The organism is Amycolatopsis sp. NPDC052450, from assembly GCF_044547565.1.
In the GTDB taxonomy this organism is placed as follows: domain Bacteria; phylum Actinomycetota; class Actinomycetes; order Mycobacteriales; family Pseudonocardiaceae; genus Amycolatopsis.
Genome location: NZ_JBIUAQ010000040.1, coordinates 20,917 through 46,627, shown reverse-complemented (window position 1 = coordinate 46,627; position 25,711 = coordinate 20,917). Strand labels below are relative to the sequence as shown.

Genomic DNA, 25,711 nt, shown 5'->3' with positions numbered 1-25,711 from the left:
TGAAGGGGCCTTTCATTGCAAAATTTGCGATGAAAGGCCCCTTCATTGCGTCCGGCGGCGAAGCAGTTAGGGTTAGACATCGGATGTTTCTGGGGGTTTGTGGAGAGGGTGAGCGAGTGTGACCAAGCGTCGACTGCCGAAGCCGAGTGAGCTGAAGCAGATCCTGCGGCCGAAGCCGATCGTGCTCAACCCCACCGAACGGCGGCTGGCGGGCGCGCACACGATCGCCGACCTGCGGATGCTCGCCCGCAAGCGGACACCGCGGGCGGCGTTCGACTACACCGACGGCGCCGCGGAGCTGGAGGACAGCCTCCGCCGTGCCCGGCAAGCCTTTCGCAGCATCGAATTCCACCCCAACGTCCTGCGCGGGGTGTCCGATGTGGACACCGGCAAGGAGATCCTCGGCCGGCGTTCGGAGCTGCCGTTCGCGTTCGCGCCGACCGGGTTCACGCGCATGATGAACCACGAGGGCGAGTCCGCGGTGGCCCGCGTCGCCCAGCGCAACGGCATCCCGATGGGCCTGTCGACGATGGCGACGACGTCGATCGAGGACCTCGCGGCGGCCGCCCCGGAGGCCCGCAAGTGGTTCCAGCTCTACGTCTGGCGCGACCACAAGGCGGGCGAAGATCTGATGAATCGCGCCTGGGCCGCCGGATTCGACACGCTCATGCTGACGGTGGACACCCCGGTCGCGGGCGCGCGGCTGCGCGACGTCCGCAACGGGCTGACCATCCCGCCCGCGCTCACCCTCAAGACGTTCGCCGACGGCGCGATGCATCCGGCGTGGTGGTTCAACCTGCTGACCACCGAGCCGCTGACCTTCGCGTCGCTGAGCCAGTTCGACGGCACGGTCGCCGAACTGCTCAACCAGCTCTTCGACCCGACCCTGAACTTCGACGACCTCGACTGGGTCCGCCAGACCTGGCCGGGCAAGCTCGTGGTCAAGGGCATCCAGAACGTCGACGACGCGCGTGACGTGGTCAAGCACGGCGCCGACGCGGTGCTGCTGTCCAACCACGGCGGCCGTCAGCTCGACCGCGCGCCGACCCCGATCGAACTGCTGCCCGCCGTGCTCGACGAAATCCAGGGCGACGCGGAGGTGTGGGTCGACACCGGCATCCTCTCCGGCGGCGACATCGTGGCCGCGATCGCGCGCGGCGCCGACGCGGTGCTCATCGGGCGCGCGTTCCTCTACGGCCTGATGGCCGGGGGTGAGCGCGGCGTTCAGCGGTGCGTGGACATCCTGCGTGCCGAGATGGTCCGGACGATGCAGCTGCTGGGCGTGCGCACCCTCGCCGACCTCAAGCCGTCACACGCCACCATGCGCTGACCCCCTCGCAATTCGGCACCTGCTTGCGGTACTTGCGCGTGCAAGTACCGCAAGCAGGTGCCGAATTGCGTGGTCAGCGGGTCGCGGCGGTGACTCCGGCCGGCGCCGTGCGGACCTGCTTCGCCGTGCGGTTCCAGCTCCACCAGCCGTGCACGACCAAGCCGGCGAACACGATGTAGACCGCGGCCGAGAAGTACAGGCCCGAGGAGAGCTGCAGCGGTACGCCGATCGCGTCGACGACCAGCCACACCAGCCAGAACTCGACGAGACCCGCGCCCTGCGCGGCGAAGGCGACCAGCGTGCCGACGAAGATCGCGGCGTCCGGCCATGGCGCCCACGAGGCGTTCAGGGCGTCGAGGACCAGCGCCATCGCGGTGGTGCCGATCGCGAACGCGCCGATCATCGCCAGCCGCTCGCCGAGACGGCCCTTGCGGACGACGACGCCGTAGACCGGATCGCTGCGGCGGGACCAGGCCCACCAGCCGTAGATCGAGATGACGAGGATCGCGATCTGCCTGGTGGCGAGCCCGCCGAGATGCGCGGAGAGGTAGACCGAAAAGAGCAGCACGGTGGCGCCGACCTGGACCGGCCACGTCCACAGCGTGCGGCGTTGCGCGAGGAAGACCACGGCCAGCGCGAAGATCTGCCCCGCCAGTTCGGCGAAGGAGATCCACTGTCCGAGCACCGTGACACCGTTGTGCAGCAGGAAGTCCACGTCCGCACCCCTCTCCGTCTCCCGCTCCAACATGCTCCGTCGCGACGCCATTCCCCAGCGAGTGTGAGGTGCGGAACAGGGAGACGGCTCGAGAGACGCTGAGGCGGAGTAACCGGGGGCCAGCGGGACGCGAAAAGGGCCCTCCACCGCGTGCTCCGCGGCGACGGGCCCTCATCGACTCCACGCGGGCCCGGTGCCTTCCTCGATCACCGGGCCCGCGGGATGCTCAGGAATCTACGCGACCGATGCCCACCGGCGAAGTCGGCGGCTCCGAACGGACCTCCCGCTTGCCGGCGCCCGGCTCCAACTGGCCCTGCAGATTGGCCAGCCAGCCCTGCCAGCGGTCCTGCGCCGGCTTGATCAGGCCGCCGCCGAAGCCGACGACGATGACGCCGCCGATGGTGGCGAGGACGGCCACCAGAACCGGCCCGGTCACGGCTGTCGCGATGTTCACCTGGCCGAGCGCGGCGATGATGCCGAACGCCATGATCATCCAGTAGGCGACCGTGCCGAGCAGGCGTCCCGCCGGCCGGGTGGAGAGCGCTCCGGTGACCAGGTCGCGGACGACCTTCGCGACGGCGGCCGCGACGATCACCAGCACCAGTGCCACCAGGATCCGCGGCAGGAACGCGATGATGTCGTTGAGCAGCGCGCTGACCGGATTGCTCTCACCGAATACGCCGAACGCGAGTTGCAGCGCGATCAGGAGAATGAAGTAGTACACGAGTTTGACGAGGATTCCGCCCGCGTCGACATTCGCCTGTTTGAGCGTTCCGGTGAGCCCGGTCTTCTCGATGAGCTTGCCGAATCCGATCTTCGACAGAACCAGTCCCAATGCCTTCGACAAGGCTTTCGCGATCAACCAGCCGATGAACAGGATGATCAGGAAACCGACCAACTTCGGCACGAAGGTGGCGACAAGGTTCCATGCTTGTCCCAGACCGTCTTTCAGCTGCTCGCCCACGGCGAACTCCCTCCTCTGCGCATCCGCGACCTACCCGGTGCGGCTTGCGAGGGATCGTTGATCACCGGCACCGCACCGGCAACTCGGCGACCCACGATCGAGTGAGTGAGCTAGCGGGAAAAGATCCACAAGTCGCATACTTGTCCTACCGGTGGGGACCGGGGAGACGAGGCCGTCCGGCGCAGCGAAAAACGCGAGCGCCGGGCGGCCTCGAGTATTATGCGAACTCTTTTCGCAATTCGCCGCCGTCTGTCCACTTCGGACACGAGCGGCAACGGGCCGCAGGATGAAGGCCACCTTTGCCCGGCGGACCAGGCCGTGTCCGGTAAGTCTGTTCGATGAGCTTCGTGATCCAGGCCGTCAGGGACCGCCTGGACACGAAGACCGCGAACATGACTTACAGGACACGGCCTAGGATCGGCTGACCATGGCTGATGCGACCTCCGGACGGCAAGTGCCCAAGCACCACGGGCTGTCCGTCAAGACCCTCCGGCGGCTCGAGCACGCCTCCGGCCGGCTCGCGAGCGCGAGCGTGGCGGTGATGGAAGAGCGGCTGAGCTGGTTCAACCGTCTCCCCGCCGACCAGCGCGCGAGCGTCCTGCTGATCACCCAGGCGGGTGCCGCCGGTTTCGTCGATTGGCTCCGCGACGCGAAGGAGGCGCTCTCCCTCACCACCGAGGCGTTCCGCGAAGCACCCGCCGAACTTTCCCGCTGGGTGAGCCTGCGGCAGGCGGTCGGCATGGTGCGCCTGGCGATCGAGGTGTTCGAGGAGCAGCTGCCGGAGTTCGCCGCGAACGAGGCGGAACGCGCCGCGCTGATCGAGGGGATCCTGCGCTACGGCAGGGAGATCGCGTTCGCCGCCGCCAACTCCTACGCGGCCGCAGCCGAGGCGCGCGGCGCCTGGGACGCGCGGCTGGAGGCCTTGGTCGTCGACGGCATCGTCCGCGGTGACGCCGAGGAAGCGGTACTCTCCCGCGCCGCCGCGCTCGGCTGGGATCCGGCCGCGCCCGCCACCGCGCTGGTCGGCACCCCGACGTCGGACGACCCGCCCGCCGTCGTGTTCGAGGTCCGCAGCCGCGCCGCCAGGGTCGGGCGCCCGGTGCTGCTTTCGGTGCAGGGGTCCCGGCTGGTCGTGGTGGTCGCCGGTCCCACCGACGGCAGCGTCAAGGACCGCGAAATCCTCACCAAGCTTTCGGTCGCGTTCGCCGAGGGCCCGGTCGTCGCCGGGCCGACCGTGCCCACTCTCGCCGAAGCGCACCACAGCGCGACCGAGGCGCTCTCGGGCCTGCGGGCCGTCGTCGGCTGGCCCGGCGCGCCACGGCCCGCGAGATCGATCGACCTGCTGCCGGAACGCGCGTTGTCCGGCGACCCCGAAGCCGAACGCCTGCTCGTGGAGCAGATCGCCCGGCCGCTGGAGGAAGCGGGCCCGGCCCTGCTGCGGACGGTGGAGACGTACCTCGACAGCGGCGGCGTCCTGGAGACCTGCGCGCGGACGCTGTTCGTGCACCCGAACACCGTCCGGTACCGGCTACGGAAGGCCGCCGAACTCACCGGCCGCCACGCCGCCGAATCGCGCGACGCCTGGGTCCTGAAGGTGGCACTGACGGTCGGGCGGCTGGCTCGCGCTCGTGGGCTCTGGTAGCCACGGATAGTGGATCAGGCCTTGGCCGGATCGGCGGCTTCGGCCGCCCGCTCGATTTCCGCCCGCCGGTTCTTCCAGAAGGCCGCGTCCCGCCGGGCCGTCTCGACCTCGCCGTCCACTTGCTCGCGCAGGATGTCGGCGTGCCCGGCGTGTCTGCTCGTCTCCGTGAGCATGTGGACCAGGACGTTGAACAGCAGCACGTCAGGACGTGGCCACCAGGGCACGTGGCCGGGTGAGTCGATGGCGAGCGCGGTGATGGTCGCGTCGGAGTGTTGCCAGAGGCGCCGGTAGCGGCCGGTGATCTCCTCGCGAGTTTCGTGTTCGGTCGCCCACAGGTCGGTACCGCGCTGCTCGAGATCGTCCCATCGGGGGACGGGCTCGGGGAACGGCCGATCGAAGACCTCGCCGAAGTACCGGGCCTCCCAGACCGACAAGTGCTTGACGAGACCGAGCAGGTTGGTCCCCGTCTTGGTCAGCGGACGACGGATGTCGTACTCGGACAACCCGTCCAGCTTCCGGAGCAGCACTTCACGGATCTCCCGCAGTTCGCCGTGCAGGTACTCCTTCGCGAAATCGTCGATCATGAGCACGAGCATGCACCACCCGGCCGGTGACTCTGCGCAGTGACGGACTTCATAGGGAAAGCTGGTTGAACCCGACAAGGCTTTTGGGTTAAGCGCAGAGATCAGGATGGCACTTTTGGAGGGTTCCTACAATTACGTCGGCCGGACTTGGTGAGCGTCGGCATCACGACCATGGTGGCCGAGAGTGTTCTCTAGTGGGGTGACAGTCGCAGTCCTCGCCCCCGGTCAGGGTTCCCAAGCCCCAGGCATGCTCTCCCCTTGGCTCGAGCTCGACGGTGCCCGCGCGCGCGTCGAAGCCTGGTCCGAGCGGGCCGGTCTCGACCTGGTCCGTCTCGGCACCGAAGCAGACGCCGAGGAGATCCAGGACACCGCGATCACGCAGCCGCTGATCGTGGCGCTGTCGCTGCTGGCGTTCGAGCACCTTCAGCGTGAGACCCCGGTCGCCGCGGACTCGCCGGTCGCCGGTCACTCCGTCGGCGAGCTGGCGGCCGCCGCCATCGCCGGGGTGCTGAGCCCCGAAGACGCCGTCGCGCTGGCCGCCGTCCGCGGCGCGGAAATGGCGAAGGCGTGCGCGCTGGAGCCCACGAGCATGGCCGCGGTCATGCTCGGCGACCCGGAGCAGGTCGTCGCGTGGCTCGACGGGCACGGCCTCGCCGCGGCGAACCGCAACGGCGCCGGCCAGATCGTCGCCTCCGGCGCCGCCGACGCGATCGAGAAGATCGTGGCCGAGCCGCTGGAGGGCACCAAGGTCCGGGCGCTCAAGGTCGCGGGCGCGTTCCACACCTCCTACATGGCACCCGCGCGTGAAGCGCTGGCCGCCCACGCTGCGAAGATCACCCCGGCGGACCCGACGCGTCCGCTGCTGTCGAACGCCGACGGCCAGGTCGTCACCAGCGGGGCCGAATACCTCGACCGGCTGGTCAAGCAGGTCACGAACCCGGTGCGCTGGGATCTGACCATGGACGGTCTGGTCTCCGCGGGTGTCACCTCGACGCTCGAACTTCCGCCGGCGGGCACGCTGACCGGGCTGGTCAAGCGGCAGCTCAAGGGAACCGTGACCACCACGATCGCTCTGAAGACGCCCGCCGAGCTGGCGAAGCTTCAGGGGCAGGAGGACGCTTCGTGACCGACCGATCCACCTTGCGGCAGGCGCCGGGCGCCGCCGGGACCCGCATCCTCGGTGTCGGGAGCTTCCAGCCCGAGAAGATCGTGACCAACGACGATCTCTCGAAGATCATGGACACCAACGACCAGTGGATCCGCGATCGGGTCGGCATCGTCGAGCGCCGGTTCGCCGAAAAGGACGAGTCGCTGGTCGACATGGCGGTCAAGGCGGGCACCGCCGCGCTGGCGGACGCCGGGGTGGACCCGTCCGAAGTGGACACGGTCATCCTGCCGAACTGCACGATGCCCACGCAGATCCCGAACGCCGCCGCGCAGGTGGCCGACCGGATCGGCATCACGCATCCGGCCGCGTTCGATCTCAACGCCGCCTGCGCCGGGTTCTGTTACGGCATCGGCGTCGCCTCGGATCTCATCCGGGCGGGCACCGCGAAGAAGGCGCTCGTCATCGGCGCCGAAAAGCTCACCGACCACGTCGACCCGGTCGACCGCGCGAACGCGATCATCTTCGCCGACGGAGCGGGCGCGGCGGTGGTCGGCGCGGCCGACACCCCGCAGATCGGCCCGGTCGCCTGGGGCAGCGCGGGCGAGCACGTCGACCTCATCTACATGCGCGACGACAAGTGGATCTACCAGGAGGGCCAGTCGGTCTTCCGCTGGGCGACCACGCAGATCGCGCCGATCGCCTTGCACGCGCTGGAACTGGCCGGGCTCGAACCGTCCGATGTGGACGTGCTGATCCCGCATCAGGCCAACCTGCGCATCGTCGAAGCCATCGCCAAGAAGCTGCGCGCCAAGGGCGCCCGCGAGAACATGGTCGTGGCCGACGACATCAAGTACTCGGGCAACACCTCGTCCGCGTCGATTCCACTGGCGCTGGACCACATGCGCAAAGCAGGCACCGCGAAACAGGGCGACGTCGTACTCGCCGTGGGCTTCGGTGCCGGACTCTCCTACGCGGGCCAGGCCTTCATCTGCCCGTGATGAATACTTCCCTTGTGGACACCGTGTCCGCTGGGCAGCCGAAAGCATCACCGAGAAGGGAACAACCAGTGGCAGACAACGCAAAGATCCTCGCCGGCCTCGCCGAGATCGTCGAAGAGGTCGCCGGTGTGGCGCAGGACGACGTGACCGCCGAGAAGTCCTTCGTGGACGACCTCGACATCGACTCGCTGTCCATGGTGGAGATCGCTGTTCAGGCCGAGGACAAGTTCGGCGTCAAGATCCCGGACGACGAGCTCGCGAACCTGAAGACCGTTGGCGACGCGGTGAACTACGTGTCGGCCAACTCCAAGTAAGTCCGACTTCTTGATTGGCGCCGACCTTGGGGAGACTCCAATGAGCAACATCGACGTCGTGATCACCGGGATGGGCGCGACCACGCCGCTCGGCGGGGACGTCGCGTCCACGTGGGACGGCCTGCTCGCCGGCGCGAGCGGGATCCGCCGCATCGAAGCCGACTGGGTCGACGAACTCGAACTGCCGGTGAAGATCGGCGCCATGCTCGCCGTCGACCCGTCCGAAGTCCTGCCGCGGGTCCAGGCCCGGCGGCTGGACCGCTGTGAACAGGTGGCGCTCATCGCCGCCCGGCAGGCTTGGGCGGACGCGGGCTTCGAGCAGCCGACCGACGAGCATCAGGATGTGGAACCCGAGCGCCTCGGGGTGACCATCGGTACCGGTGTCGGCGGTCCGGTCACCCTGATCTCCCAGAACGACCTTCTGCACAAGCAGGGACTCCGCAAGGTCTCCCCGCTGACCGTGCCGATGCTGATGCCGAACGGTCCCGCCGCACACGTCGGGATCGACCTGAAGGCGCGTGCCGGTGTGCACTCGCCCGCGTCGGCCTGCGCGTCGGGCGCGGAAGGCATCGCCGCCGGCTACGAGATGATCCGCTCGGGCCGGGCCGACGTCGTGGTCGCCGGTGGTGCCGAATCATGCATCCACCCGATCACCCTCGCCGGTTTCGCCCAGGCGCGGACGGTGTCCACCCGCAACGACGACCCGACGAAGGCGTCCCGGCCGTTCGACGTGAACCGTGACGGTTTCGTCCTCGGCGAGGGCTCCGGCGTCGTGATCCTGGAGCGGGCGGACCGCGCCAAGGCCCGCAACGCGCGGATCTACGCGCAGCTCAGCGGGTACGGGATCACCTCGGACGCCTACCACATCACCGGCAACCACCCGGAGGGCGTCGGCCAGATCGCCGCCATGCGGCAGGCGATGACGATGGCCGGGGTCTCCCCGACCGACGTCGGCCACGTCAACGCGCACGCGACCTCCACGGTCGTCGGCGACGTCGGCGAGGCCGCGGCGATCCGCAACGCCGTCGGCGAGCACGTCGTGGTGACCGCTCCCAAGGGCGCGCTCGGCCACCTGGTCGGCGGTGCGGGCGCGGTCGAGGGCATCGCCACGATCCTGGCGATCTACCACGGGCTCATCCCGGCGACACTGAACCTCGAGGACCTGGACCCGAAGGTGCAGCTCGACGTCGTCTCCGGCGAGGCGCGCAAGGTCGAGCTGGGCGCGGCGATCAGCAACTCGTTCGGCTTCGGCGGGCACAACACGGCTCTGCTGTTCACCCCGGCGGCCTGATTTCAGTACGTGAAGGCCCCTTTCGCCGCTTCTAGCGCGGTGAAGGGGGCCTTCACGTGCGTCGGGGCTGGCTGAGGGGCCGTAGGCGGGGTCAAAGCTGCAATGAAGGGGCCTTTCATAGCAAATTTTGCTATGAAAGGCCCCTTCATTGCAGCAGGGCGGGAGTCGCGGGGGCGCCGCCTCCGGATGCTATGAACGGTCCGTTACTTGCGAATTTTGCAAGTAACGGACCGTTCATAGCATTGGCCGGGGCGTCACAGGGACCTTCAGGCCTCCGAGCGCTTGACCAGATGCCTCCCGATCCACCAAGCGGCTTCCACCAGCACGATCCCCACCCCGGCACAGGCGAACGCCGACAGCGTGTACGCGCTCACGCTCGGGTCCAGCGCGAAGAACTTCTGCGTGAACGGGATCAGGAACAACGCGAGCGTCAGCACGACCATCCCGCCGATCAGCAGGATCTTCCACCACCGGTACGGCCGCGCGACGATCCCGAGCACCCACAGCGCGATCGTGATGAGGGTGATCAGCGCGGTCGTCCCCGCTTGGATCTTGTCCAGTTCGGACTGTCCGGATCCCTTGTACACCAGCAGGTAGCTCACGAAGGTCGCGGTGGCGATGACGAGCCCGGCCGGGACGGCCATCCGCATCACCCTGCCGACGAAGCCGCTGCGGGCGCGTTCGTTGTTCGGCGCCAGCGAAAGCACGAAGGCGGGCAGGCCGATCGTGAACCAGGCGGTGATGGTGATGTGCCGCGGCAGGAACGGGAACGGCACCTGCGCGATGCCGACCATCAGCGCCAGCAGCACCGAGTAGACCGTCTTGGTGAGGAACAGGTTCGAGACGCGCTCGATGTTGCCGATCACGCGCCGCCCCTCGGCGACGACGTGCGGCAGGGTGGCGAACTTGTCGTCCAGGAGCACGATCTGCGCGACCGCGCGGGTGGCGGGGCTGCCGGCGCCCATGGCGACCCCGATGTCCGCGTCCTTCAGCGCGAGGACGTCGTTCACGCCGTCGCCGGTCATCGCGACGGTGTGGCCCTTCGACTGCAGGGCACCGACCATCGCGCGTTTCTGCAACGGGGTCACGCGGCCGAAGACGGCGCGTTCCTCCACCGTGTCGGCCAGTTTTTCGGCGTCGTCCGGGAGCTTCCGCGCGTCGACGGGTTTGTCCGCGCCCGGCAGGTCCAGCGTGCCCGCGACGGCACCCACCGAAATGGCGTTGTCGCCGGAGATGACCTTGACCGCGACGTCCTGGTGCGCGAAGAAGTCCAGAGTGTCCTTCGCGTCCGGGCGGACCTTCTGCTCCAGCACCACGAGCGCGACCGGTTCGATGTCGCCGGGTCCTTCGGCCGCGTCGACGGCGCGCTCCGCGCGGCCCAGCAACAGGACGCGCAGGCCGCGAGAGCCGATCTTCTCGGCCTCCGCCCGGTGCTCCCCCTCGGGCAGCAGGACGTCGGCCGCGCCGAGCACCCAGTCGCCGTCGCCGTTGAACGACGCGCCGCTCCACTTGCGCGCCGAGGAGAACGGCATGGTCGTGGAGACCCGCCAGCCCGGATCGGTCCGGTGCGCCTCCGCGATCGCCTGCAGGCTCGCGTTCGGCCGGGGATCGGCGGCGGCGAGCGCGGCCAGCGCGGCGTCCACCGGGTGGCCCGGCGTGATCTCCCGGACCTCGGAAAGCCGCATCGCGTTCTCGGTGAGCGTGCCGGTCTTGTCCGCGCACACCACGTCGACCCTGGCGAGGCCCTCGATCGCCGGGAGTTCCTGCACCAGGCACTGGCGCTTGCCGAGCCGGATGACGCCGACCGCCAGCGCGACGCTGGTCATCAGCACCAGTCCTTCGGGCACCATCGGCACGAGCGCCGCGACCATGCCGCGCAGCGCGTCCGGCCACGCCTGGTCGCCCGCGAGCTGGTTGTAGATGGTCAGCGCGCCCGCCGGGACGAGCAGGTACGTGATGAACTTGAGGATCTTGTCGATGCCCTGCCGCAGCTCCGACTTCACCAGGGTGAACTTGCTGGCCTCCGCGGCCAGTTTCGCCGCGTAGGACTCGTCGCCGATGACGTCCGCGCGATAGGTGCCGCTGCCCGCGACGACGAAGCTGCCGGACAGCACCTTGTCGCCGGGCTGTTTGATCACCGGATCGGATTCACCGGTCAGCAGCGACTCGTCGACCTCCAGCGCGTCGGCCGTCAGCGTCGGGCCGTCGACGACGATCTTGTCGCCGGGCCCCAGTTCGACGAGGTCGCCGAGCACGACGTCTTCCGGGGCGATCTCGGCGCTCTGCCCGTCACGGCGGACCGTCGGCTTCGCCTGCCCGACGATGGCCAGCCGCTCCAAGGTCCGTTTCGCCCGGAGTTCCTGGATGATGCCGACGGCGCTGTTGACGATGATCAACCCGCCGAACAACCCGTCGATGAAGTACCCCGTCGACAGGATGAGCACGAACAGCACGCCGTAGATCGCGTTGATCCGGGTGAAGACGTTCGCGCGGATGATCTCGCCGGTGGTCCGGCTGGTCTTCGTCGAGACGACGTTGGTCTGGCCCGCGGCCACCCGCTGGGCGACCTCTTCGCTGGTGAGCCCCCTCGAGGCGTCGGTCAGCAGGGCCGGCTGATCTATTGCCATGCCCGCGACTCTATTCCGCCCGGTTCCCGCCCGCGTCAGCCTGCGGGACCATGTCACCCCTTACTTCAGCATCTTTCGTGCTCGGGGTTGGTACCGCCCTCGGTGGTGTCGACGCGCCAAGACCCGCTCTCCAGCCGCAGCGGCAGCACCAGCCGCCAGCGGATGCACGCCTCCGGCAGGTACACCGGCGCGTCCTCGACGTCCTGCGTACTGGTGAAGGCGACGAGTACCCGGAGCGTGTTCGGCGCGCCCGGCTCGATGCGGTAGACGAGGATGCTGCCGTCCCGAGTGGACTGATAGTCCTTCTTCCACTCCGCCGCGGTCTTGGTCTTCGCCCGTTCGCGGGTGACCACCGAAGTCCACTTCGGATAGTCGCGTTCGTTGATGGAGTCGAAATATCCCTGCAGCACCTGCCGGACGCTTTGGTACTGCGGATGCGCGAAAACGTCGGGAGTCACCTCGACGGCCGGCGAGCCAGGCTGCTCCTCCGGGGCGACCGACGTCGGCGAGTCGCTGACGACCGGTTCGGTGGGCGCGGCTTCCGGGCGCAGGTAGAGATCGCGTGCCAGCAGCCCGACGCCGACGGTCAGGGAGACCACGACCACGATGACGGGAATCAGCCACCGCTGGCGAGAGAAGGGGCGAGGCTGGGCGGTCACCCTGAAAGGTTAGCCGCCCGCCTCTTCCGTCTTCACCGGCGTCTACCCGACTTGGTGCAGCCAGGTGACCGGGGCACCGTCACCGGCGTGCCGGTACGGTTCGAGCGCTTCGTCCCAATTGGCGGCGAGGAGCTCGTCGAGCTTGTGCGCCAACGATTCGCCGGTGCGGACCTTGCTCACGAGAGCGCGCAACTGGTCCTCACCCACGACGATGTCGCCGTTGGCACTGGTCCTGCCGTGCCACAGGCCGAGACCCGGGGCGAAACAGAACCTCTCGCCGTCGACCCCCGCACTGGGCTCTTCGGTGACTTCGAACCTGATCATCGGCCACGCCTTGAGCGCGGACGCCAGCTTTCCGCCGGTGCCCGAAGGCGCACGCCAACCACATTCGGCGCGGAGCTGTCCTGGACTGGCGGGCTGCGCCGTCCACTTCAACTCGACTCGGGCACCCAGGGTGCCCGAAATGGCCCACTCGACGTGCGGACACACCGCAGACGGCGACGAGTGGACGTACACCACGCCACGGGTGTTGCCACGGGTGCTCACTGCTGACCTCCGCTACTCGACGAGGGGCGTCTTCCCCTACGACCTCGCGAGCTGCGCTGGTCAGGTGGCTCGTGCCGCCTCCCGGTACGCGTGAGCACATTGTGCACCCCAACTGTGCTGTTTGGCCACATGAACACCACAAGTCGCACCTGATTGGGACGCGTGACTCACGTGAAGGCCCCCTTTCCCGGGCTCAGCCGCGTGAAGGGGGCCTTCACGCGGGTTAACCCTGGGCGCCCAGGGACTTCGCCGCGGCGAAGGTGTCCACCAGGCCGGTGCCCTTGTCGAAGCTCGACGTGTACGGCCCGGCCGCCACGTACGGCGAGCCGTTGGCGAACTTGTACGCCGTGCCCTTGATCGCGGCCTCGATGTCACCCGGGGTCGCGGACGGCGCGACCTGGAACAGCTGCGCGACGATGCCGGCGATCTGCGGTGCCGCCATCGAGGTCCCGCTGATCACGTTGTAGGTGGCGAGGTCCAGGAGTCCCGGGCCGTTCTTCGGTTGCAGGCCCTGCGTGCAGATCGGCTGCGTGGGACGGCAGGACGAGAGGATGTTCTCCCCCGGCGCGGAAACGTCGGGCCAGCTCGCCTGGTCGGTCTTCAGACCGCGCGAGGAGAAGTCGGACACCGTGCCGTCGCGGGTGCCGGTCCCCTGGTCGTTGAACGACGCCGCGGAAAGCACGCCCGGTGTCTGGTCCTGCCCCGGCGGGTTGGAGAGGTTCGCCGAACCGTCACCGCCGTCGTTCCCGTTCGCCCACACCGTGACGACGCCTTCCGCGGCGAGCGCGCGTTGCAGTTTCACGGTCGCCGAGTTCGGGTCGAAGGTGCCGCCGCCGCTGGGACCGTAGGAGTTGTTGGTCACCTTGATCGGCGGGCAGACCGACGCCGCGACACCCGGGCCGCAGGGTGCCCTGTGGTTCTCCAGCACCCAGTTCAGCGCCGCGTCCGTGCCGAGCACGAGCAGCGCCGCCCCGGTCGAGACCGAGACGATCTTCGAGCCCGGCGCCGAGCCGCCGACCTTGGTGCCGTCGGTCAGAGTCAGCTGGTTCCCGGCGGCGATGCCGGTGACATGCGTGCCATGGCCGCCGAGGGCGAGGGTGTCGGTGTCGACGGAGGTCGGGACGTCGACGATGCAGTTCGTCGCCGTGCCGTCGAGACAGAGACTCTTGAGGTTGCGCACCACCCGCGTCTTGCCGTCGGCGCCCTTGAACGCCGGATGGGTCGGGTCGACGCCGGTGTCGATGATCGCGACGGAGACGCCCCGGCCGTCCACGGGAGCGCCGCCGGCGTCCTTGAGCTGCGCCTGCGTCTGGAGGCTCCGCGTCGCCGTGGTGCCGGAGCTGCCGTGTGCCTTGAGCTTCTCGTTGCCTTCGACGTAGGTGACCCCGGCGGCCTCGCGCACCGCGCGCACCTGGTCTGCGGTGCCCCGGACGGCGACGACGCCGATCTTCCCGAACGAGGTGATCTTCGTGAGTCCGGCCGAGCGGGTCGCGCGTTCGGCGGTGGCGACGTCGTCGGCGTGCACGAGCGCGGTCACCCCCGTGGCGCCGGCGACGGCCGAGAGCAGGCGGGACAGTCCGGGGGCGACGGGGGCGAGCGGCCCCGCGGCCTGCGCGGGGACCATCCCCGCGGCCGGGACGGCCAGCAGGGCGACGACGAGGGCTGCGCGTCGACGCCAAGGACGAGATACGGCCATTGCGTTTCTCCTGGTGACAGGGGGCAAGGAACTGTCACCTACCAACGAGTACCACCCGGACGGGTGACGGTGCTCACGCGCATTACAACTTTTCGGAGCAACATCACCGCGCCTACCTGCGACGTGTCTTCCCGTTGCTCCGGATGGAGGCGCTAGTTTGTGCAGCGAGACCGACGAGATGGGGAGGGGTTCGGTGCGACTCGTTCGCCTCGCTCAACAGCCGTCCCGGGTGGCCGAGGACGTCCGCGCCGCGCTGGCTTCACTCGGCCGGGGCAGCAACGTCGTCGGCGGGGTCGCCCTCGTCGGCGCCAGCCCGGTCGACGGGCGGCCCGTGGAGGCCGTCGTCGTCATGCCGAAGGGCGTCCTCATCGTCATCGGCGTCGACCTGCCGGACCCGGCGCTGAAACTCGAAGCCCCGCTCGGCGGACCGTGGAAGGCCGACGGCTGGCCGCTGGTCCACGGTGACACCTCGATCAACCCGGCCACGGACGCGCTCTCGCTGTCCGCCGCGTGCACCCACAAGATCGCGGACGTCGCCCCCGGCGCCGGGCCGATCGGCACGATCATCGCCGTCGGCCCCTATGTGGAGACGGTCGACCAGCCGGCCGCGGATCTCGCCGGCTCGGTCCGTGTCCTGTACCCGACGGCGACGACGATGCTCGCCGCGACGGTCTCGCTGGCCACCGCGCCCCGGCCCCGCTCGGTCCAGCAGGCGCGGGAACTGATCGCCGCGCTCGCCCCGGACGCGCCGCCGATGCCCGAGGAGATGTTGCTCGGCGAGGGTTTCTCCGCCTACTCCGACGACGAGCCGACGGTGATCCGCGAGAACCCGCTCGTCGCCATCGCCCCGACGGTTCCGGTGCAGCATCCGGGGAAGGCGAAGAGACCGGCGAAACCGGCCGCTCCGCCCGTTCCGCCCGTCAAGCCCGTGCAGGCGGCCCCGCCCGTTCAGCCTGTTCAGCAGGCCGTCGCCGCGAAGCCCGCTCCTCCGGCCCGGCAAACCCCGCCGCCGGCGGCGCCCGCTCCTGCCGAACCGTCCCCGAAGAAATCGCACCAGTCCAGGACGGTGAAGTGGCTTCCGGTCGCCGCGATCGGCCTGCTCATCGTGCTGCTGGTCGCGGCCATCAGCGTGGCCTCCGGCGGTGACGACACGGCGTCCACGCAGACTCCCCCGCCGCCGACTCCGGCCACCAACCCTCCGCCGCCGAGCAGCAGCGCGGTGGAGAACATCCAGTTCACCTCGCGGGCGTCGGCCGCGGACCAGAAATGCGCGTCGCACGCGTACGGCGACGTCCAGGCGAGCCTTCAGCGGACGAGTTGCGCGGGGGTGAAACGGGCCAGTTTCGCCAGTTCCATCGACGGCCGGGCCGCCGCGGTGACGATCGCCGTCGTGGAATTCCCGAACACCGAACAGGCGACCGCGTTCAAGGCCGCCGCCGACACCCCCGGCGGTGGCGGCATCCTCGACCTCGCCACCGAGACCAACCAGTGGCAGGGCGAGGTCCCGGTGTTCGAGGGCGCCGCCTACCAGAGCGGCCTCGACGGGAAATCGGTCCGGCTGGTGCAGGTGGTGTGGGTGCCGGGACCGTCCACTGCGGACGATCCCGGCCTGGTCCGCGGCGCGAAGGCCGCGCTCGAACTGCCGGTGAACGGCTAGGGCGTGTCCGGTAAGTCATGTTCGACGGGCTTCGTGATCCAGGTGGTTCCTGACGGTGCGGGCGGATCGGCCTCGTACCGGGTCGTACTCGGCCGCATCCGCCCGTGCCGTCAGGGACCGCCTGGGCGCGAAGACCACGGACATGACTTACCGGATACGACCTAAAGGCCATATGCCTCCAGGAGGCGCAGCCACACCTCGCTGATCGTGGGGAACGACGGGACCGCGTGCCACAGCCGCGACAGCGGGACCTCCCCGACGATCGCGATCGTCGCCGAGTGCAGCAGTTCGGAGACGTCCTGCCCGACGAAGGTCGCGCCGAGGAGGACACCGCGTTCGGTGTCGACGACGATCCGCGCCTTGCCCGCGTAACCGTCCGCGTGCAGCGAAGAACCGGCGACCGCGATGTCGATGTCGACGACGCGGTGCGGCTTGCCCTCCTCGGGTCCGGCTAGCCCGACCGAAGCGACCTCCGGGTCGGTGAAGACGACCTGCGGGATGGCGTGGTGATCGGCCGTGGCGCTGTGCGCGCTCCATGCGGCGGAATCGACCGGCTTGCCCGCCGCCCGCGCGGCCACGGAGTCCCCGGCGGCCCTGGCCGCGTATTTGCCCTGATGGGTCAGCGGCGCCCGGCCGGTGACGTCCCCGACCGCGAACAGCCAGTCACCGTCCACAGCGGACACACGGCCGTTGTCGTCCGTCTCGAGCGGCGCGCCCGCTTCGAGCCCGATCGACTCGACGCCGAGTCCGTCGGTCGCCGGGCGGCGGCCGGTGGCGACGAGGAGTTCGTCGACGACCAACCGGTCGCCGCCCTTCAACGCCAATTCCTTGCCACCGTCCACTGCGGACACGGAGTCGATGCCGGAGCCGGTGTGCACGGTGACCCCGGCTTCGCGGAGTCCCGCGATGACGGCGTCACCCGCGAACTCCGGCAGCCGCGGCAAGGGACGCGCCCCCGAGATGATCAGGTGGACTTCGGCGCCGAGGGTGGCGAAGGCCTGCGCCATTTCGACTCCGACCACACCGCCGCCCAGTACGCCGAGACGACCCGGAACCTTCTCCGCCGAAGTCGCCTCTCGCGAACCCCACGGGGAAACGGTGTCCAGCCCGGGGATCGACGGCGTACGCGGGACACTGCCCGTGGCGACGATCACGGCGTGCCGCGCGGTCAGCACGTCGCCGCCGTCGACGGTGACCTCCCGCTCACCGGTGATCCGGCCGTGCCCGCGGATCGGGACGATCCCGACGCCTTCGGCCCACTTGACCTGTCCGGTGTCGTCTCCCTTGCCGGTGAACCAGTCCCGGCGCGCGAACACCTCGGCCGGGTCGACCGCGTCGCCCACCGGGACGCCGGGCACCCGCTTGGCGGCGGCGAGGAGGTTCCCCGGCCGCAGCAGCGCCTTGCTCGGAATGCAGGCCCAGTAAGAACATTCGCCGCCGAAGCGCTCGTGTTCGACGAGCGCGACCCGCAGTCCGCCGCGTGCTGCCCGTTCGGCGGCGACCTCGCCGACGGGGCCGCCTCCGATCACGATCACGTCAAAAGTCTGTGCTGACATGCATTCAGCGCACACCACCGCGCAGCTTCGCGCAACCTGCCGCTATCCTCGTGTCGCTGCGTGAGTCATCAGCCGCGGGTTCAGGTTGCACCGTGCCGGTTACGCAGTAGAACGATCGAGCGCGGGAGGTTTTTTCATGGCCAGGAACACTGCTGTGCATCTGCTGGATGATCTGACCGGCGAGGCGGCCGAAGAAACGGTCGCTTTCGGTTTGGACGGAATCGCTTACGACATCGACCTTTCGGCCGACAACGCCACCGCACTCCGGGAAATCCTGCGTGCCTATGTGGACAACGGCCGACGGATCGGTGGACGGAAACTGCGGCCGCGGGTCGTGCAGCGACCCAAGGGCGCCCGGGTGTCGAAGTCGACCCCGAAGACCACGGCCACCGCCGCGAAGGCCGAGGCGAAGTCGGCCGCGAAGCCGGGCCGCAAGCCCGCCGCGAAGGGTGTCGCCGGTCGCAAGCCCGCCGCCGCCAAAGCCGCTCCCAAGACCGCCGCCGCGAAGACCACCGCAGCCAAGGCGGAGGCCAAGGCTCCGGCCAAGACCACGACGAAAGCCACCGCTGCCAAGGCGAAGGCGACCCGCGGCACGACGGCGAAGCCCACCTCGGCCAAGGCTCCGGCCGGTCGCGCGAAGACCGCCGCCGCGACCAAGACCACGGCCGGCGCAGCGCCGAAGACCGCGGCCAAGACGACAGCCGGCGCAGCGCCGAAGACCGCGGCCAAGACGACTGCCGCGAAGGCCGCGCCGAAGGCAGCTGCCGCGAAGACGACGGCCGCCAAGGCCGCGCCGAAGGCCGCCGCCAAGACGCCGGTGAAGAAGGCCACGGAGCCGAAGAAGGCCACGCGCGCCGCCCGTAAGGTGCCTGCCGTGACATTCTCGGCCACCGAAAAGTAGTTCCGCTAAAAGCAAATGGCCCCCTTCGCGTAATTGAGCGAAGGGGGCCATTTGTGTCCGGTCTCGTGAGTGGTAAGTGTCGTTAGAACGACACTTACCACTCACGAGGCCGGACGCTGAGCCCCTTCCGAATGCCACTTCGGATACCCGTACCGCGTGTGCCGGAGCGAGCGGTGCCACTCCCGCTCCTCGGCCGAGGGCTTCCGGGTGGTGAGTTCACCCAGTCGCGCGGCCGCCGCCACGCGGACCGCGGCCGTGACTTCGGCAACACCTTTACGCAGGCCATGCTCGGCGAGCGACGCGACCGGGCTCCGGTGGGAGTCGAGCGGACGGGGATCCGCGGGTGCCGAAGTGAGGTACCGGCCGACCCGCTCGGCCGCGGTCGACACGAGCAGTGTCGAGTGCGCGAGCAAGCCCGTTCTCGTCCGGAACACGGCGAAACCGCACAGCTTCGCGTCACCGACGAACAGTCCCCGATCACCGACCCGCGACGGCAGCCCGAGTTCGGCCACCGTCGCGGTCATCAGTTCCCCGAGCGCTTCGAGCGGCTTGACGGCTTTCGCCGACAAACCGAGCTCTGGCAGGACGAGGGTGATGTTGAGATTGCCGGGATCGTGGAACACGGTGCCGCCGCCGCTGGCCCGGCGCAGCACCGGGACGCCGTCGGCCGCGCAGACGTCGGCCTTGACCTCGCGTTCGATCTTCTGCCCCCGCCCCACGACCACGGAGTCGGTGCTGCGCCAGATCCACAGGACCGGCGCCTCCGGTGCGGCGCGCAGGAGGGCTTCGTCGAACGCGAGGTTGTCGGCCGGGTCGTCGAACGAGGCGACGACTTCCGAGGGACCGATCACAGTGCTTTGAGTTCCTCCACGATCTCGCCCACCGACGATTTGGCGTCGCCGAAGAGCATGCTTGTCTTCGCATCGTAGAAGAGCTCGTTGTCGATGCCGGCGAAGCCCGAGCTCATCGAGCGCTTGAGCACGATCACCGACCGGCTGTGGTTCACCTTGAGGATCGGCATCCCGTAGATGGGCGAGCCAGGATCGGTCTCCGCGGCCGGGTTCGTGACGTCGTTCGCGCCGATCACCAGCGCGACGTCGGTCTGGGCGAACTCGGAGTTGATCTCGTCCATTTCCTTGAGCTGTTCGTACGGGACGTCGGCCTCGGCGAGGAGCACGTTCATATGCCCAGGCATCCGGCCGGCCACCGGGTGGATGGCGTAGGCGACCGTGATCCCCTTGGCCTCCAGCAGTTTCGCCATCTCGCGGACCACGTGCTGTGCCTGCGCGACGGCCATGCCGTAGCCGGGGACGACCACGACCTTGTTCGCGTACGCCATCTGGATCGCGGTGTCGGACGCGCTGGTGCTGCGGACCGGGCGGACCTCGCCGGAGCCACCGCTCGAAACCGCCGTGCCGCCACCGAACCCGCCGGCGACGATGGCCGGGATCGACCGGTTCATCGCCTTCGCCATCAGGTTCGTCAGGATCGAACCCGAAGCACCGACGATCATGCCGGCCACGATCAGCGCGGTGTTGTCGAGTGCGAGCCCCATGGCCGCGGCGGACAACCCGGTGAGCGCGTTCAGCAACGAGATGACGACCGGCATGTCCGCGCCGCCGATCGGCAGCACGACCACCACGCCGAGCACGCCCGCCGCGAGCAGCAGGCCGATCATCAGCAGTTCGGCGTCACCGCCGACGGCGATGACGACCGCGAAGACGATCGCGGCGATCAGCACCAGCGCGTTCACCGGCTGCTGCAGTTTGCCCAGCGTGATCGGGCGGCCGGAGATGAGCTCCTGCAGTTTCCCGAACGCGATGTTCGAGCCCCAGAAGGACACCGAACCGACGATCGCGGCGAACAACGACGCGATCGCGACGTACGCCGGCTCGTGCGCGTAGCCCTCGGTGGTGCGGAACTCGACCCACGCGATGAGCGCGACCGCCCCGCCGCCGACGCCGTTGAACAGCGCCACCATCTGCGGCATCGCGGTCATCTTCACCTTGCGCGCGGACGGCACGCCGACGACGACACCGATCGCGACGCCGAGCGCGATCAGCAGCCAGTTGCTCATTCCCGGGGTCAGGAGCGTCGCGATCACCGCGATGCCCATGCCGATCGCGGCGATCCAGTTGCCGCGTACCGCGGTGCGCGGACCGGTCAATCCCATCAAGCCGTAGATGAACAGTGCGAAGGAAATGATGTAGAGGACGGCGATGAAGGTCGTCACTTGTCACCACCGTCTTCCGGCTTCTTCGCCTTGAACATCGAGAGCATCCGGTCGGTGACGAGGAAGCCGCCGACCACGTTGATCGTGCCGAAGGCGATCGCGATCACCAGCAGGATCTTGTTCAGTACGCCGTCGACACCGAGGCCGAGCACGATGAGCCCGCCGAGCAGGACGATGCCGTGGATGGCGTTGGTGCCCGACATGAGCGGGGTGTGCAGCGTGTTGGGCACCTTGGAAATGACCGTGAAGCCCACGAATCCGGCGAGTACGAGGATCGCCAAACTGCCTACGAGCATCACTCGCCCCCTTCTTCTTTTCCGGCCACGCAGGCCCCGGCGACGATCTCGTCGGAGAAGTCGAGCGCGAGCTTGCCCTCCTTATCGACGAGCAGTTCGAGCAACTCGGTGACGTTGCGCGCGTAGAGCTCGCTGGAATGCGCGGGCATCTCCGCGGCGAGGTTGAGCGGCGAGCAGATGGTGACGTCGTGCTCGACGACCTCCTCGCCCGGTTTCGTCAGTTCGCAGTTGCCGCCGGACTCGCCGGCGAGGTCGACCACGACACCACCGGCGGGCATCCCCTTCACCGCGTCGGCGGTGACGAGGACGGGCGCCTTGCGGCCAGGGACGAGCGCGGTGGTGATCACGACGTCGAACCTCGTGATCGCCTCGGTGAGCCTGCGTTGCTGCTCGGCCTTTTCCTCGTCGGTCAGCTCGCGGGCGTATCCGCCTTCGCCGACCGCCTCGATGCCGAGGTCGAGGAATTTCGCGCCGAGCGACTTGACCTGCTCGCCGACCTCGGGCCGGACGTCGTACCCGGTGGTCTGCGCGCCGAGCCGTTTCGCCGTCGCCAAGGCCTGCAAACCGGCGACACCCGCGCCGAGCACGAGCACCTTCGCCGGTGGCACCGTCCCCGCCGCGGTGGTGAGCATCGGGAAGAACCGGGTGAGCTTCTCCGCCGCCAGCAACACCGCGCGATAACCCGCGACACTGCTCTGCGACGACAACGCGTCCATCGCCTGCGCGCGGGAGATCCGCGGGATCGCCTCGACGGCGAAGGCGCGGACGCCCGCCGATTCGAGCGCCGCTATCCCGTCCGGATCACCCCGTGGATTCAGGAAGCCGATGAGAATGGTGCCCTGCTTGAGCTTCGCGACTTCGGCCGCGCTCGGAGGCGCCACCTTCACCACGATGTCGGCATCCCACGGGTCGCCGATCACCGCGCCGGCCTGCTCGAAGGTCTCGTCGGCGAGCAGCGCGCCGGCGCCCGCGCCGGGCTCGACCACCACCCGCAGTCCGCGTCCGGAGACGCGCTCGATGAGCTTCGGTACCAGCGCGATGCGGCGTTCACCTTGTCCGGTTTCCCGGACAACACCGACCGTGAGCTGCTCGTTTTCTGCCGCCACAGGCGACCTCCTCGCTGGAGAGGACCACACGAACCCGCACTGTTTACCACGTCCGACCGACAACTTTCCTGGCTGAACGTATCCGGACGGCATCTTTCCGTGACATCGCTCATCACGATCGATCCAGCCATCGATCCAGGTGCGCGACGTCATAGGGGGTCGGCCGCTGGGGAGAGGAGAGCCGAACGTGGTGTGTTTAAGCCTGCACGAGGTACATGAAGGACCCCTTCCTTGCGCTAGGCGCAAGGAAGGGGTCCTTCATGTACTGGGGAAGGTGTGAAGGTCGAGTTTCCTCGGCTGAGCCGAGGGAAGGGGCCTTCACGCGCAGCCGCCGTAACTGCTGCTGTCTGTGGGGCGAACGTGGCGATTATCGAGTCCGTGAAGGCCTCCTTGAGGGACTCTGGGTCCCTCAAGGAGGCCTTCACGGACCGGGCCTGGCACCGACCCGCAGCCGGAACCCATGTAGATACCCAAGACGCCCTGCGCGGATGCACTCAGGCTTAGGGCAGCGCTTTCCGCATCACGGAACGCTTCGCCAGTTCGGCACGCCCAGAAAGATCAGCCGCAGCCGCCGTTCGGCCGTGCGCCCGATCTCGTCGTCCCGCGAAGGCGCCTCGAGCAACTCCAGCACCGTCGTGAGCATGGTCGTCACGATCAGGTCGGCGAGCAGGTGGAGATCTTCGGTGCTCCATTCGCGGAGATTGTCGAACCGCGCGAGGTCGACGGCGAGTTCGCTGACGAAGAGCTTGAGTTCGAACGCGATCGCCTGCCGGACCGGTCCCGTGCCGCCGTAACGCTCCCGGGTGAGGAAATGAAAGTGGTCCTCGTGCGCCCGGACGTGCTCGCGCAGGATGCGCACGGACATCTTGATCATGTCGTTGTACGCGGCCGGTCTGGTGCGTGCCGAACGGATCATCGTGCGCAGTGTGCGCATCGACTCCTCGACGAGCGCCACGCCCAGTTCGTCCATCGACGCGAAATGGCGGTAGAACGCCGTCGGCACGATTCCGGCCTGTTTCGCCACCTCGCGCAGGCTCAGCCCGGAGAACCCTCGTTCCGCCACCAGATCCAGGGCGGCGTCCAGCAGCGCCTGCCGTGTGCGCTGTTTGCGCTCCCGCCGGGAAACGGGCTCCGTTGTCACGACGGACAGCGTAATCGCCTCCGCGGTATCACCCACGTCACATCGCCCTCCTCTCGCGTTGACAAGCGCGACCATCGCCACTTCACTATTGAGTGTACAAGCGTTCACTGAATTTGGGAGAAGCGATGACGGCACTGGTACCGCGCAGGGCCAGGCGGCTGGCCTCGCTGGCCGAGGCCCTGCTCACGCCCCATGGCATGGACCGCTACCTCGAACTCGTCGATCCGATGCTGGTCCGCCGGGAGATCCGCGGCCTGGTCACCGACGTCCGGCGCCAGACACCCGACACGGTCACGCTGACCATCCGGCCGAGCCGCGCCTGGCGGGGACACGTCGCGGGCCAGTACGTGCGGGTGACCGTCGAGATCGACGGCGTCCGCCGGACCCGCTGTTACTCGCCCGCAGGTTCGGAGCACGACGGATCACTGGAACTGACGATCAAGGCCGATCCGCAGGGGCTGGTCTCGCGACACCTGAACCGCACGGTCACCATCGGTTCGGTGCTCGGACTGTCCACTCCGGACGGTGAATTCACGCTGCCGTCGCCGAGGCCCCGGCGGATCCTGCTGCTGAGCGGCGGGAGCGGGATCACGCCCGTCCTGTCGATGCTGCGCACGCTGGCGGACGAGAAGCACGAGGGCGATCTCACCTTCCTGCATTACTCCAACGGGGCCGAAGACGCGCTCTACCGCGCCGAGCTCGCCGACCTCGCGCGCCGCCTGCCCGGCCTGCGGGTGGTACACGCGTTCACTCACGCCAAAGCCGGCGGCGACCTGCACGGGTTCTTCTCGAAGGAACACCTCGCCGAGGCCGCGCCGTGGTATCCCGACGCCGAAACGTTCCTGTGCGGTCCGAAGCCGCTGATGGATTCGGTCCGCGAGGTCTTCGAGGCCGACGGTCTCGGCGCACATCTGCACACCGAGGAGTTCACGCCGCCGGCGCTCACCTTCGACACCGAGAACGCCGAAGGGCAGGTGCGGTTCGCGCGCAGCGGCCGCGAATTCGCCAACTCCGGGAAACCGTTGCTGGAGCAGGCCGAAGAGGCGGGGCTCAGCCCGGAGCACGGTTGCCGGATGGGCATCTGCTTCTCCTGCACGCAGATCAAGACCTCCGGCTGCGTGCGCAACGCCAAGACCGGCGAGACCTCCAGCGAAGAGAACGAAGAGATCCAGCTCTGCATCTCCGTCCCGGTCGGGGACGTCGAGATCAACGCTTAGAAAGGAGTCGGTCATGACCGGCTTGCAGGACAAGCTCACCCCCGCCCAGGTCGAGGAGTTCGGCCGCGAACTGGACGAGATCCGGCAGCGGATCGTCGCCGACCTCGGCCAGGTCGACGTCGACTACATCCACAACGTGATCAAGACCCAGCGCGCGCTCGAAGTCGCCGGACGCGGGCTGCTGTTCGCCGGGTTCTTCCCGCCGGCGTGGGTCGCCGGGGTGACCGCGCTTTCGGTGGCGAAGATCCTCGACAACATGGAGATCGGCCACAACGTCATGCACGGCCAGTACGACTGGACGCGCGACCCGGCGCTGAGCTCGCAGAAGTTCGAATGGGACACCGTCGCGCCGTCGGAGAACTGGCGCCACTCCCACAACTACATCCACCACACGTACACCAACATCCTCGACAAGGACCGCGACATCGGTTACGGCGTCCTGCGGATGGACACCGCGCAGAAATGGCACCCGTACTACCTGGGCAACCCGGTGTACGCGACGCTGCTCGCGCTGTTCTTCCAGTGGGGCGTCATGCTGCACGACCTCGAGTTCGACCGCGTCGTCAAGGGCGAGCGCAAATGGTCGGACAACAAGGAGGTCGGCCTGAAGATGCTCAAGAAGGCCGGGCGCCAGGTCGGCAAGGACTACGTGCTGTTCCCGCTGCTGACCGGTCCGCTCGCCCCGCTGACCTTCCTCGGCAACGCCACCGCGAACCTGACCCGCAACCTGTGGGCGTTCTCGATCATCTTCTGCGGGCACTTCCCCGCCGACGTCGAGAGCTTCACCGAGGAAGAGACCGAGAACGAGTCGCGGGGCCAGTGGTACCTGCGGCAGATCCTCGGCTCGGCGAACATCACCGGCGGCAAGCTCTTCCACATCATGACCGGGAACCTCTCGCACCAGATCGAGCACCACCTGTTCCCGGACATCCCCGCGCGCCGCTACCCGGAGATCGCGGGCGAGGTGCGGGCGATCTGCGAGAAGTACGGCCTCCCCTACAACACCGGTCCCCTGCACAAGCAGCTGTTCTCGGTGGCCAAGAAGATCGTGAAACTGGCACTGCCCTGGAACGGTGAACCGCGCACTCCGGCTACCGTGGAGAGCGACAAGACCCTCCGAGCGGCTTAAG

Annotated in this window: 23 protein-coding genes; 10 read left to right on the top strand and 13 right to left on the bottom strand. The window is 68.6% G+C overall.

Translation table 11 applies throughout. From position 1 onward, the window contains the following. Window positions 1-118 precede the first annotated feature (118 nt). Complete coding sequence (locus ACIHAO_RS38455) at window positions 119-1,330, top strand: alpha-hydroxy-acid oxidizing protein (RefSeq protein ID WP_396566477.1); 1,212 nt, start codon at window positions 119-121, stop codon at window positions 1,328-1,330. Window positions 1,331-1,403: 73 nt separating this feature from the next. Here the strand turns inward: ACIHAO_RS38455 and ACIHAO_RS38450 are convergent, their stop codons facing one another. Continuing rightward, window positions 1,404-2,045, bottom strand: a complete 642-nt coding sequence (locus tag ACIHAO_RS38450; RefSeq protein ID WP_396566475.1) for a nicotinamide riboside transporter PnuC — start codon at window positions 2,043-2,045, stop codon at window positions 1,404-1,406. 226 nt (window positions 2,046-2,271) lie between these two features. Continuing rightward, window positions 2,272-3,009: a hypothetical protein gene (locus ACIHAO_RS38445; protein WP_396566473.1), complete on the bottom strand. Its 738-nt coding sequence runs from the start codon at window positions 3,007-3,009 to the stop codon at window positions 2,272-2,274. A 427-nt stretch (window positions 3,010-3,436) separates the two neighbouring features. Here ACIHAO_RS38445 and ACIHAO_RS38440 point away from each other — a divergent pair, with 427 nt between their 5' ends. Continuing rightward, window positions 3,437-4,651 carry a CdaR family transcriptional regulator gene (locus ACIHAO_RS38440; protein WP_125786411.1) on the top strand — a complete coding sequence of 405 codons (1,215 nt, stop codon included), beginning with the start codon at window positions 3,437-3,439 and terminating at the stop codon, window positions 4,649-4,651. Between the two features lie 14 nt (window positions 4,652-4,665). Here the strand turns inward: ACIHAO_RS38440 and ACIHAO_RS38435 are convergent, their stop codons facing one another. Continuing rightward, a complete protein-coding gene (locus tag ACIHAO_RS38435) occupies window positions 4,666-5,235 on the bottom strand; it encodes a DinB family protein (protein WP_396566471.1) in 570 nt (189 codons plus the stop codon). A gap of 199 nt (window positions 5,236-5,434) precedes the next feature. Between ACIHAO_RS38435 and ACIHAO_RS38430 the strand changes: the two genes are divergently transcribed. The 4 genes from ACIHAO_RS38430 to ACIHAO_RS38415 all read left to right on the top strand — a co-directional run bounded on the left by ACIHAO_RS38430 (window position 5,435) and on the right by ACIHAO_RS38415 (window position 8,946). Further along, entirely contained in the window at window positions 5,435-6,361 is a 927-nt protein-coding gene (locus ACIHAO_RS38430; RefSeq protein ID WP_396566469.1) for an ACP S-malonyltransferase, read from the top strand. After that, the gene (locus ACIHAO_RS38425; RefSeq protein WP_396566467.1) at window positions 6,358-7,341 is read left to right on the top strand and encodes a beta-ketoacyl-ACP synthase III; all 984 of its coding nucleotides are present in this window, start codon (window positions 6,358-6,360) and stop codon (window positions 7,339-7,341) included. The genes ACIHAO_RS38430 and ACIHAO_RS38425 overlap by 4 nt, the downstream gene beginning before the upstream one ends. A 68-nt stretch (window positions 7,342-7,409) precedes the next feature. Next, window positions 7,410-7,655 carry an acyl carrier protein gene (locus ACIHAO_RS38420; RefSeq protein ID WP_396566465.1) on the top strand — a complete coding sequence of 82 codons (246 nt, stop codon included), beginning with the start codon at window positions 7,410-7,412 and terminating at the stop codon, window positions 7,653-7,655. A 40-nt stretch (window positions 7,656-7,695) separates the two neighbouring features. Next, window positions 7,696-8,946 (top strand): beta-ketoacyl synthase, encoded by a 1,251-nt coding sequence (locus ACIHAO_RS38415; RefSeq protein ID WP_125786415.1) that lies wholly within the window; start codon window positions 7,696-7,698, stop codon window positions 8,944-8,946. 266 nt (window positions 8,947-9,212) lie between these two features. Here ACIHAO_RS38415 and ACIHAO_RS38410 read toward each other — a convergent pair whose 3' ends face one another. The 4 genes from ACIHAO_RS38410 to ACIHAO_RS38395 all read right to left on the bottom strand — a co-directional run bounded on the left by ACIHAO_RS38410 (window position 9,213) and on the right by ACIHAO_RS38395 (window position 14,474). Continuing rightward, window positions 9,213-11,573, bottom strand: a complete 2,361-nt coding sequence (locus ACIHAO_RS38410) for a cation-translocating P-type ATPase (RefSeq protein ID WP_396566462.1) — start codon at window positions 11,571-11,573, stop codon at window positions 9,213-9,215. Window positions 11,574-11,638: 65 nt separating this feature from the next. After that, window positions 11,639-12,232 (bottom strand): hypothetical protein, encoded by a 594-nt coding sequence (locus tag ACIHAO_RS38405; protein ID WP_396566460.1) that lies wholly within the window; start codon window positions 12,230-12,232, stop codon window positions 11,639-11,641. A gap of 42 nt (window positions 12,233-12,274) precedes the next feature. After that, on the bottom strand, window positions 12,275-12,778 hold the full coding sequence (locus ACIHAO_RS38400; protein ID WP_091599164.1) for a DUF3145 domain-containing protein: 504 nt from the start codon (window positions 12,776-12,778) through the stop codon (window positions 12,275-12,277). Between the two features lie 223 nt (window positions 12,779-13,001). After that, window positions 13,002-14,474, bottom strand: a complete 1,473-nt coding sequence (locus ACIHAO_RS38395; RefSeq protein ID WP_396566458.1) for a S8 family serine peptidase — start codon at window positions 14,472-14,474, stop codon at window positions 13,002-13,004. 193 nt (window positions 14,475-14,667) lie between these two features. On the opposite strand from ACIHAO_RS38395, the gene ACIHAO_RS38390 reads away from it, so the two are divergent. Then, the gene (locus ACIHAO_RS38390) at window positions 14,668-16,131 is read left to right on the top strand and encodes a hypothetical protein (RefSeq protein WP_396566456.1); all 1,464 of its coding nucleotides are present in this window, start codon (window positions 14,668-14,670) and stop codon (window positions 16,129-16,131) included. Between the two features lie 161 nt (window positions 16,132-16,292). On the opposite strand, the gene ACIHAO_RS38385 is transcribed toward ACIHAO_RS38390, so the two are convergent. Further along, a complete protein-coding gene (locus ACIHAO_RS38385; protein ID WP_396566454.1) occupies window positions 16,293-17,666 on the bottom strand; it encodes a dihydrolipoyl dehydrogenase family protein in 1,374 nt (457 codons plus the stop codon). 157 nt (window positions 17,667-17,823) lie between these two features. On the opposite strand from ACIHAO_RS38385, the gene ACIHAO_RS38380 reads away from it, so the two are divergent. Continuing rightward, window positions 17,824-18,588: a histone-like nucleoid-structuring protein Lsr2 gene (locus tag ACIHAO_RS38380; RefSeq protein ID WP_396566452.1), complete on the top strand. Its 765-nt coding sequence runs from the start codon at window positions 17,824-17,826 to the stop codon at window positions 18,586-18,588. A 101-nt stretch (window positions 18,589-18,689) separates the two neighbouring features. On the opposite strand, the gene ACIHAO_RS38375 is transcribed toward ACIHAO_RS38380, so the two are convergent. The 5 genes from ACIHAO_RS38375 to ACIHAO_RS38355 form a co-directional block, all read right to left on the bottom strand. Then, window positions 18,690-19,439 carry a lipoate--protein ligase family protein gene (locus ACIHAO_RS38375; RefSeq protein WP_396566450.1) on the bottom strand — a complete coding sequence of 250 codons (750 nt, stop codon included), beginning with the start codon at window positions 19,437-19,439 and terminating at the stop codon, window positions 18,690-18,692. After that, window positions 19,436-20,821 carry an NAD(P)(+) transhydrogenase (Re/Si-specific) subunit beta gene (locus ACIHAO_RS38370; RefSeq protein WP_396566448.1) on the bottom strand — a complete coding sequence of 462 codons (1,386 nt, stop codon included), beginning with the start codon at window positions 20,819-20,821 and terminating at the stop codon, window positions 19,436-19,438. Before ACIHAO_RS38370 ends, ACIHAO_RS38375 begins: the two co-directional genes overlap by 4 nt. Continuing rightward, the gene (locus tag ACIHAO_RS38365) at window positions 20,818-21,117 is read right to left on the bottom strand and encodes an NAD(P) transhydrogenase subunit alpha (RefSeq protein ID WP_007032801.1); all 300 of its coding nucleotides are present in this window, start codon (window positions 21,115-21,117) and stop codon (window positions 20,818-20,820) included. Before ACIHAO_RS38365 ends, ACIHAO_RS38370 begins: the two co-directional genes overlap by 4 nt. After that, complete coding sequence (locus tag ACIHAO_RS38360) at window positions 21,117-22,223, bottom strand: Re/Si-specific NAD(P)(+) transhydrogenase subunit alpha (protein WP_396566446.1); 1,107 nt, start codon at window positions 22,221-22,223, stop codon at window positions 21,117-21,119. Before ACIHAO_RS38360 ends, ACIHAO_RS38365 begins: the two co-directional genes overlap by 1 nt. Before the next feature lie 520 nt (window positions 22,224-22,743). Continuing rightward, window positions 22,744-23,400: a TetR family transcriptional regulator gene (locus ACIHAO_RS38355; RefSeq protein WP_396566444.1), complete on the bottom strand. Its 657-nt coding sequence runs from the start codon at window positions 23,398-23,400 to the stop codon at window positions 22,744-22,746. 89 nt (window positions 23,401-23,489) lie between these two features. On the opposite strand from ACIHAO_RS38355, the gene ACIHAO_RS38350 reads away from it, so the two are divergent. Next, window positions 23,490-24,581: a ferredoxin reductase gene (locus ACIHAO_RS38350; RefSeq protein WP_396566442.1), complete on the top strand. Its 1,092-nt coding sequence runs from the start codon at window positions 23,490-23,492 to the stop codon at window positions 24,579-24,581. Window positions 24,582-24,594: 13 nt separating this feature from the next. Continuing rightward, window positions 24,595-25,710 carry a fatty acid desaturase family protein gene (locus ACIHAO_RS38345; RefSeq protein WP_396566440.1) on the top strand — a complete coding sequence of 372 codons (1,116 nt, stop codon included), beginning with the start codon at window positions 24,595-24,597 and terminating at the stop codon, window positions 25,708-25,710. Window position 25,711: the final 1 nt, after the last annotated feature.

Excerpts from the sequence above, each read along its gene's own strand:
- ACIHAO_RS38440 (WP_125786411.1), top strand. The coding sequence starts at position 3,437 with ATGGCTGATGCGACCTCCGGACGGCAAGTGCCCAAGCACCACGGGCTG.
- ACIHAO_RS38435 (WP_396566471.1), bottom strand. The coding sequence starts at position 5,235 with ATGATCGACGATTTCGCGAAGGAGTACCTGCACGGCGAACTGCGGGAG.
- ACIHAO_RS38415 (WP_125786415.1), top strand. The coding sequence starts at position 7,696 with ATGAGCAACATCGACGTCGTGATCACCGGGATGGGCGCGACCACGCCG.
- ACIHAO_RS38410 (WP_396566462.1), bottom strand. The coding sequence starts at position 11,573 with ATGGCAATAGATCAGCCGGCCCTGCTGACCGACGCCTCGAGGGGGCTC.
- ACIHAO_RS38395 (WP_396566458.1), bottom strand. The coding sequence starts at position 14,474 with ATGGCCGTATCTCGTCCTTGGCGTCGACGCGCAGCCCTCGTCGTCGCC.
- ACIHAO_RS38380 (WP_396566452.1), top strand. The coding sequence starts at position 17,824 with ATGGCCAGGAACACTGCTGTGCATCTGCTGGATGATCTGACCGGCGAG.
- ACIHAO_RS38365 (WP_007032801.1), bottom strand. The coding sequence starts at position 21,117 with ATGCTCGTAGGCAGTTTGGCGATCCTCGTACTCGCCGGATTCGTGGGC.
- ACIHAO_RS38350 (WP_396566442.1), top strand. The coding sequence starts at position 23,490 with ATGACGGCACTGGTACCGCGCAGGGCCAGGCGGCTGGCCTCGCTGGCC.
- ACIHAO_RS38345 (WP_396566440.1), top strand. The coding sequence starts at position 24,595 with ATGACCGGCTTGCAGGACAAGCTCACCCCCGCCCAGGTCGAGGAGTTC.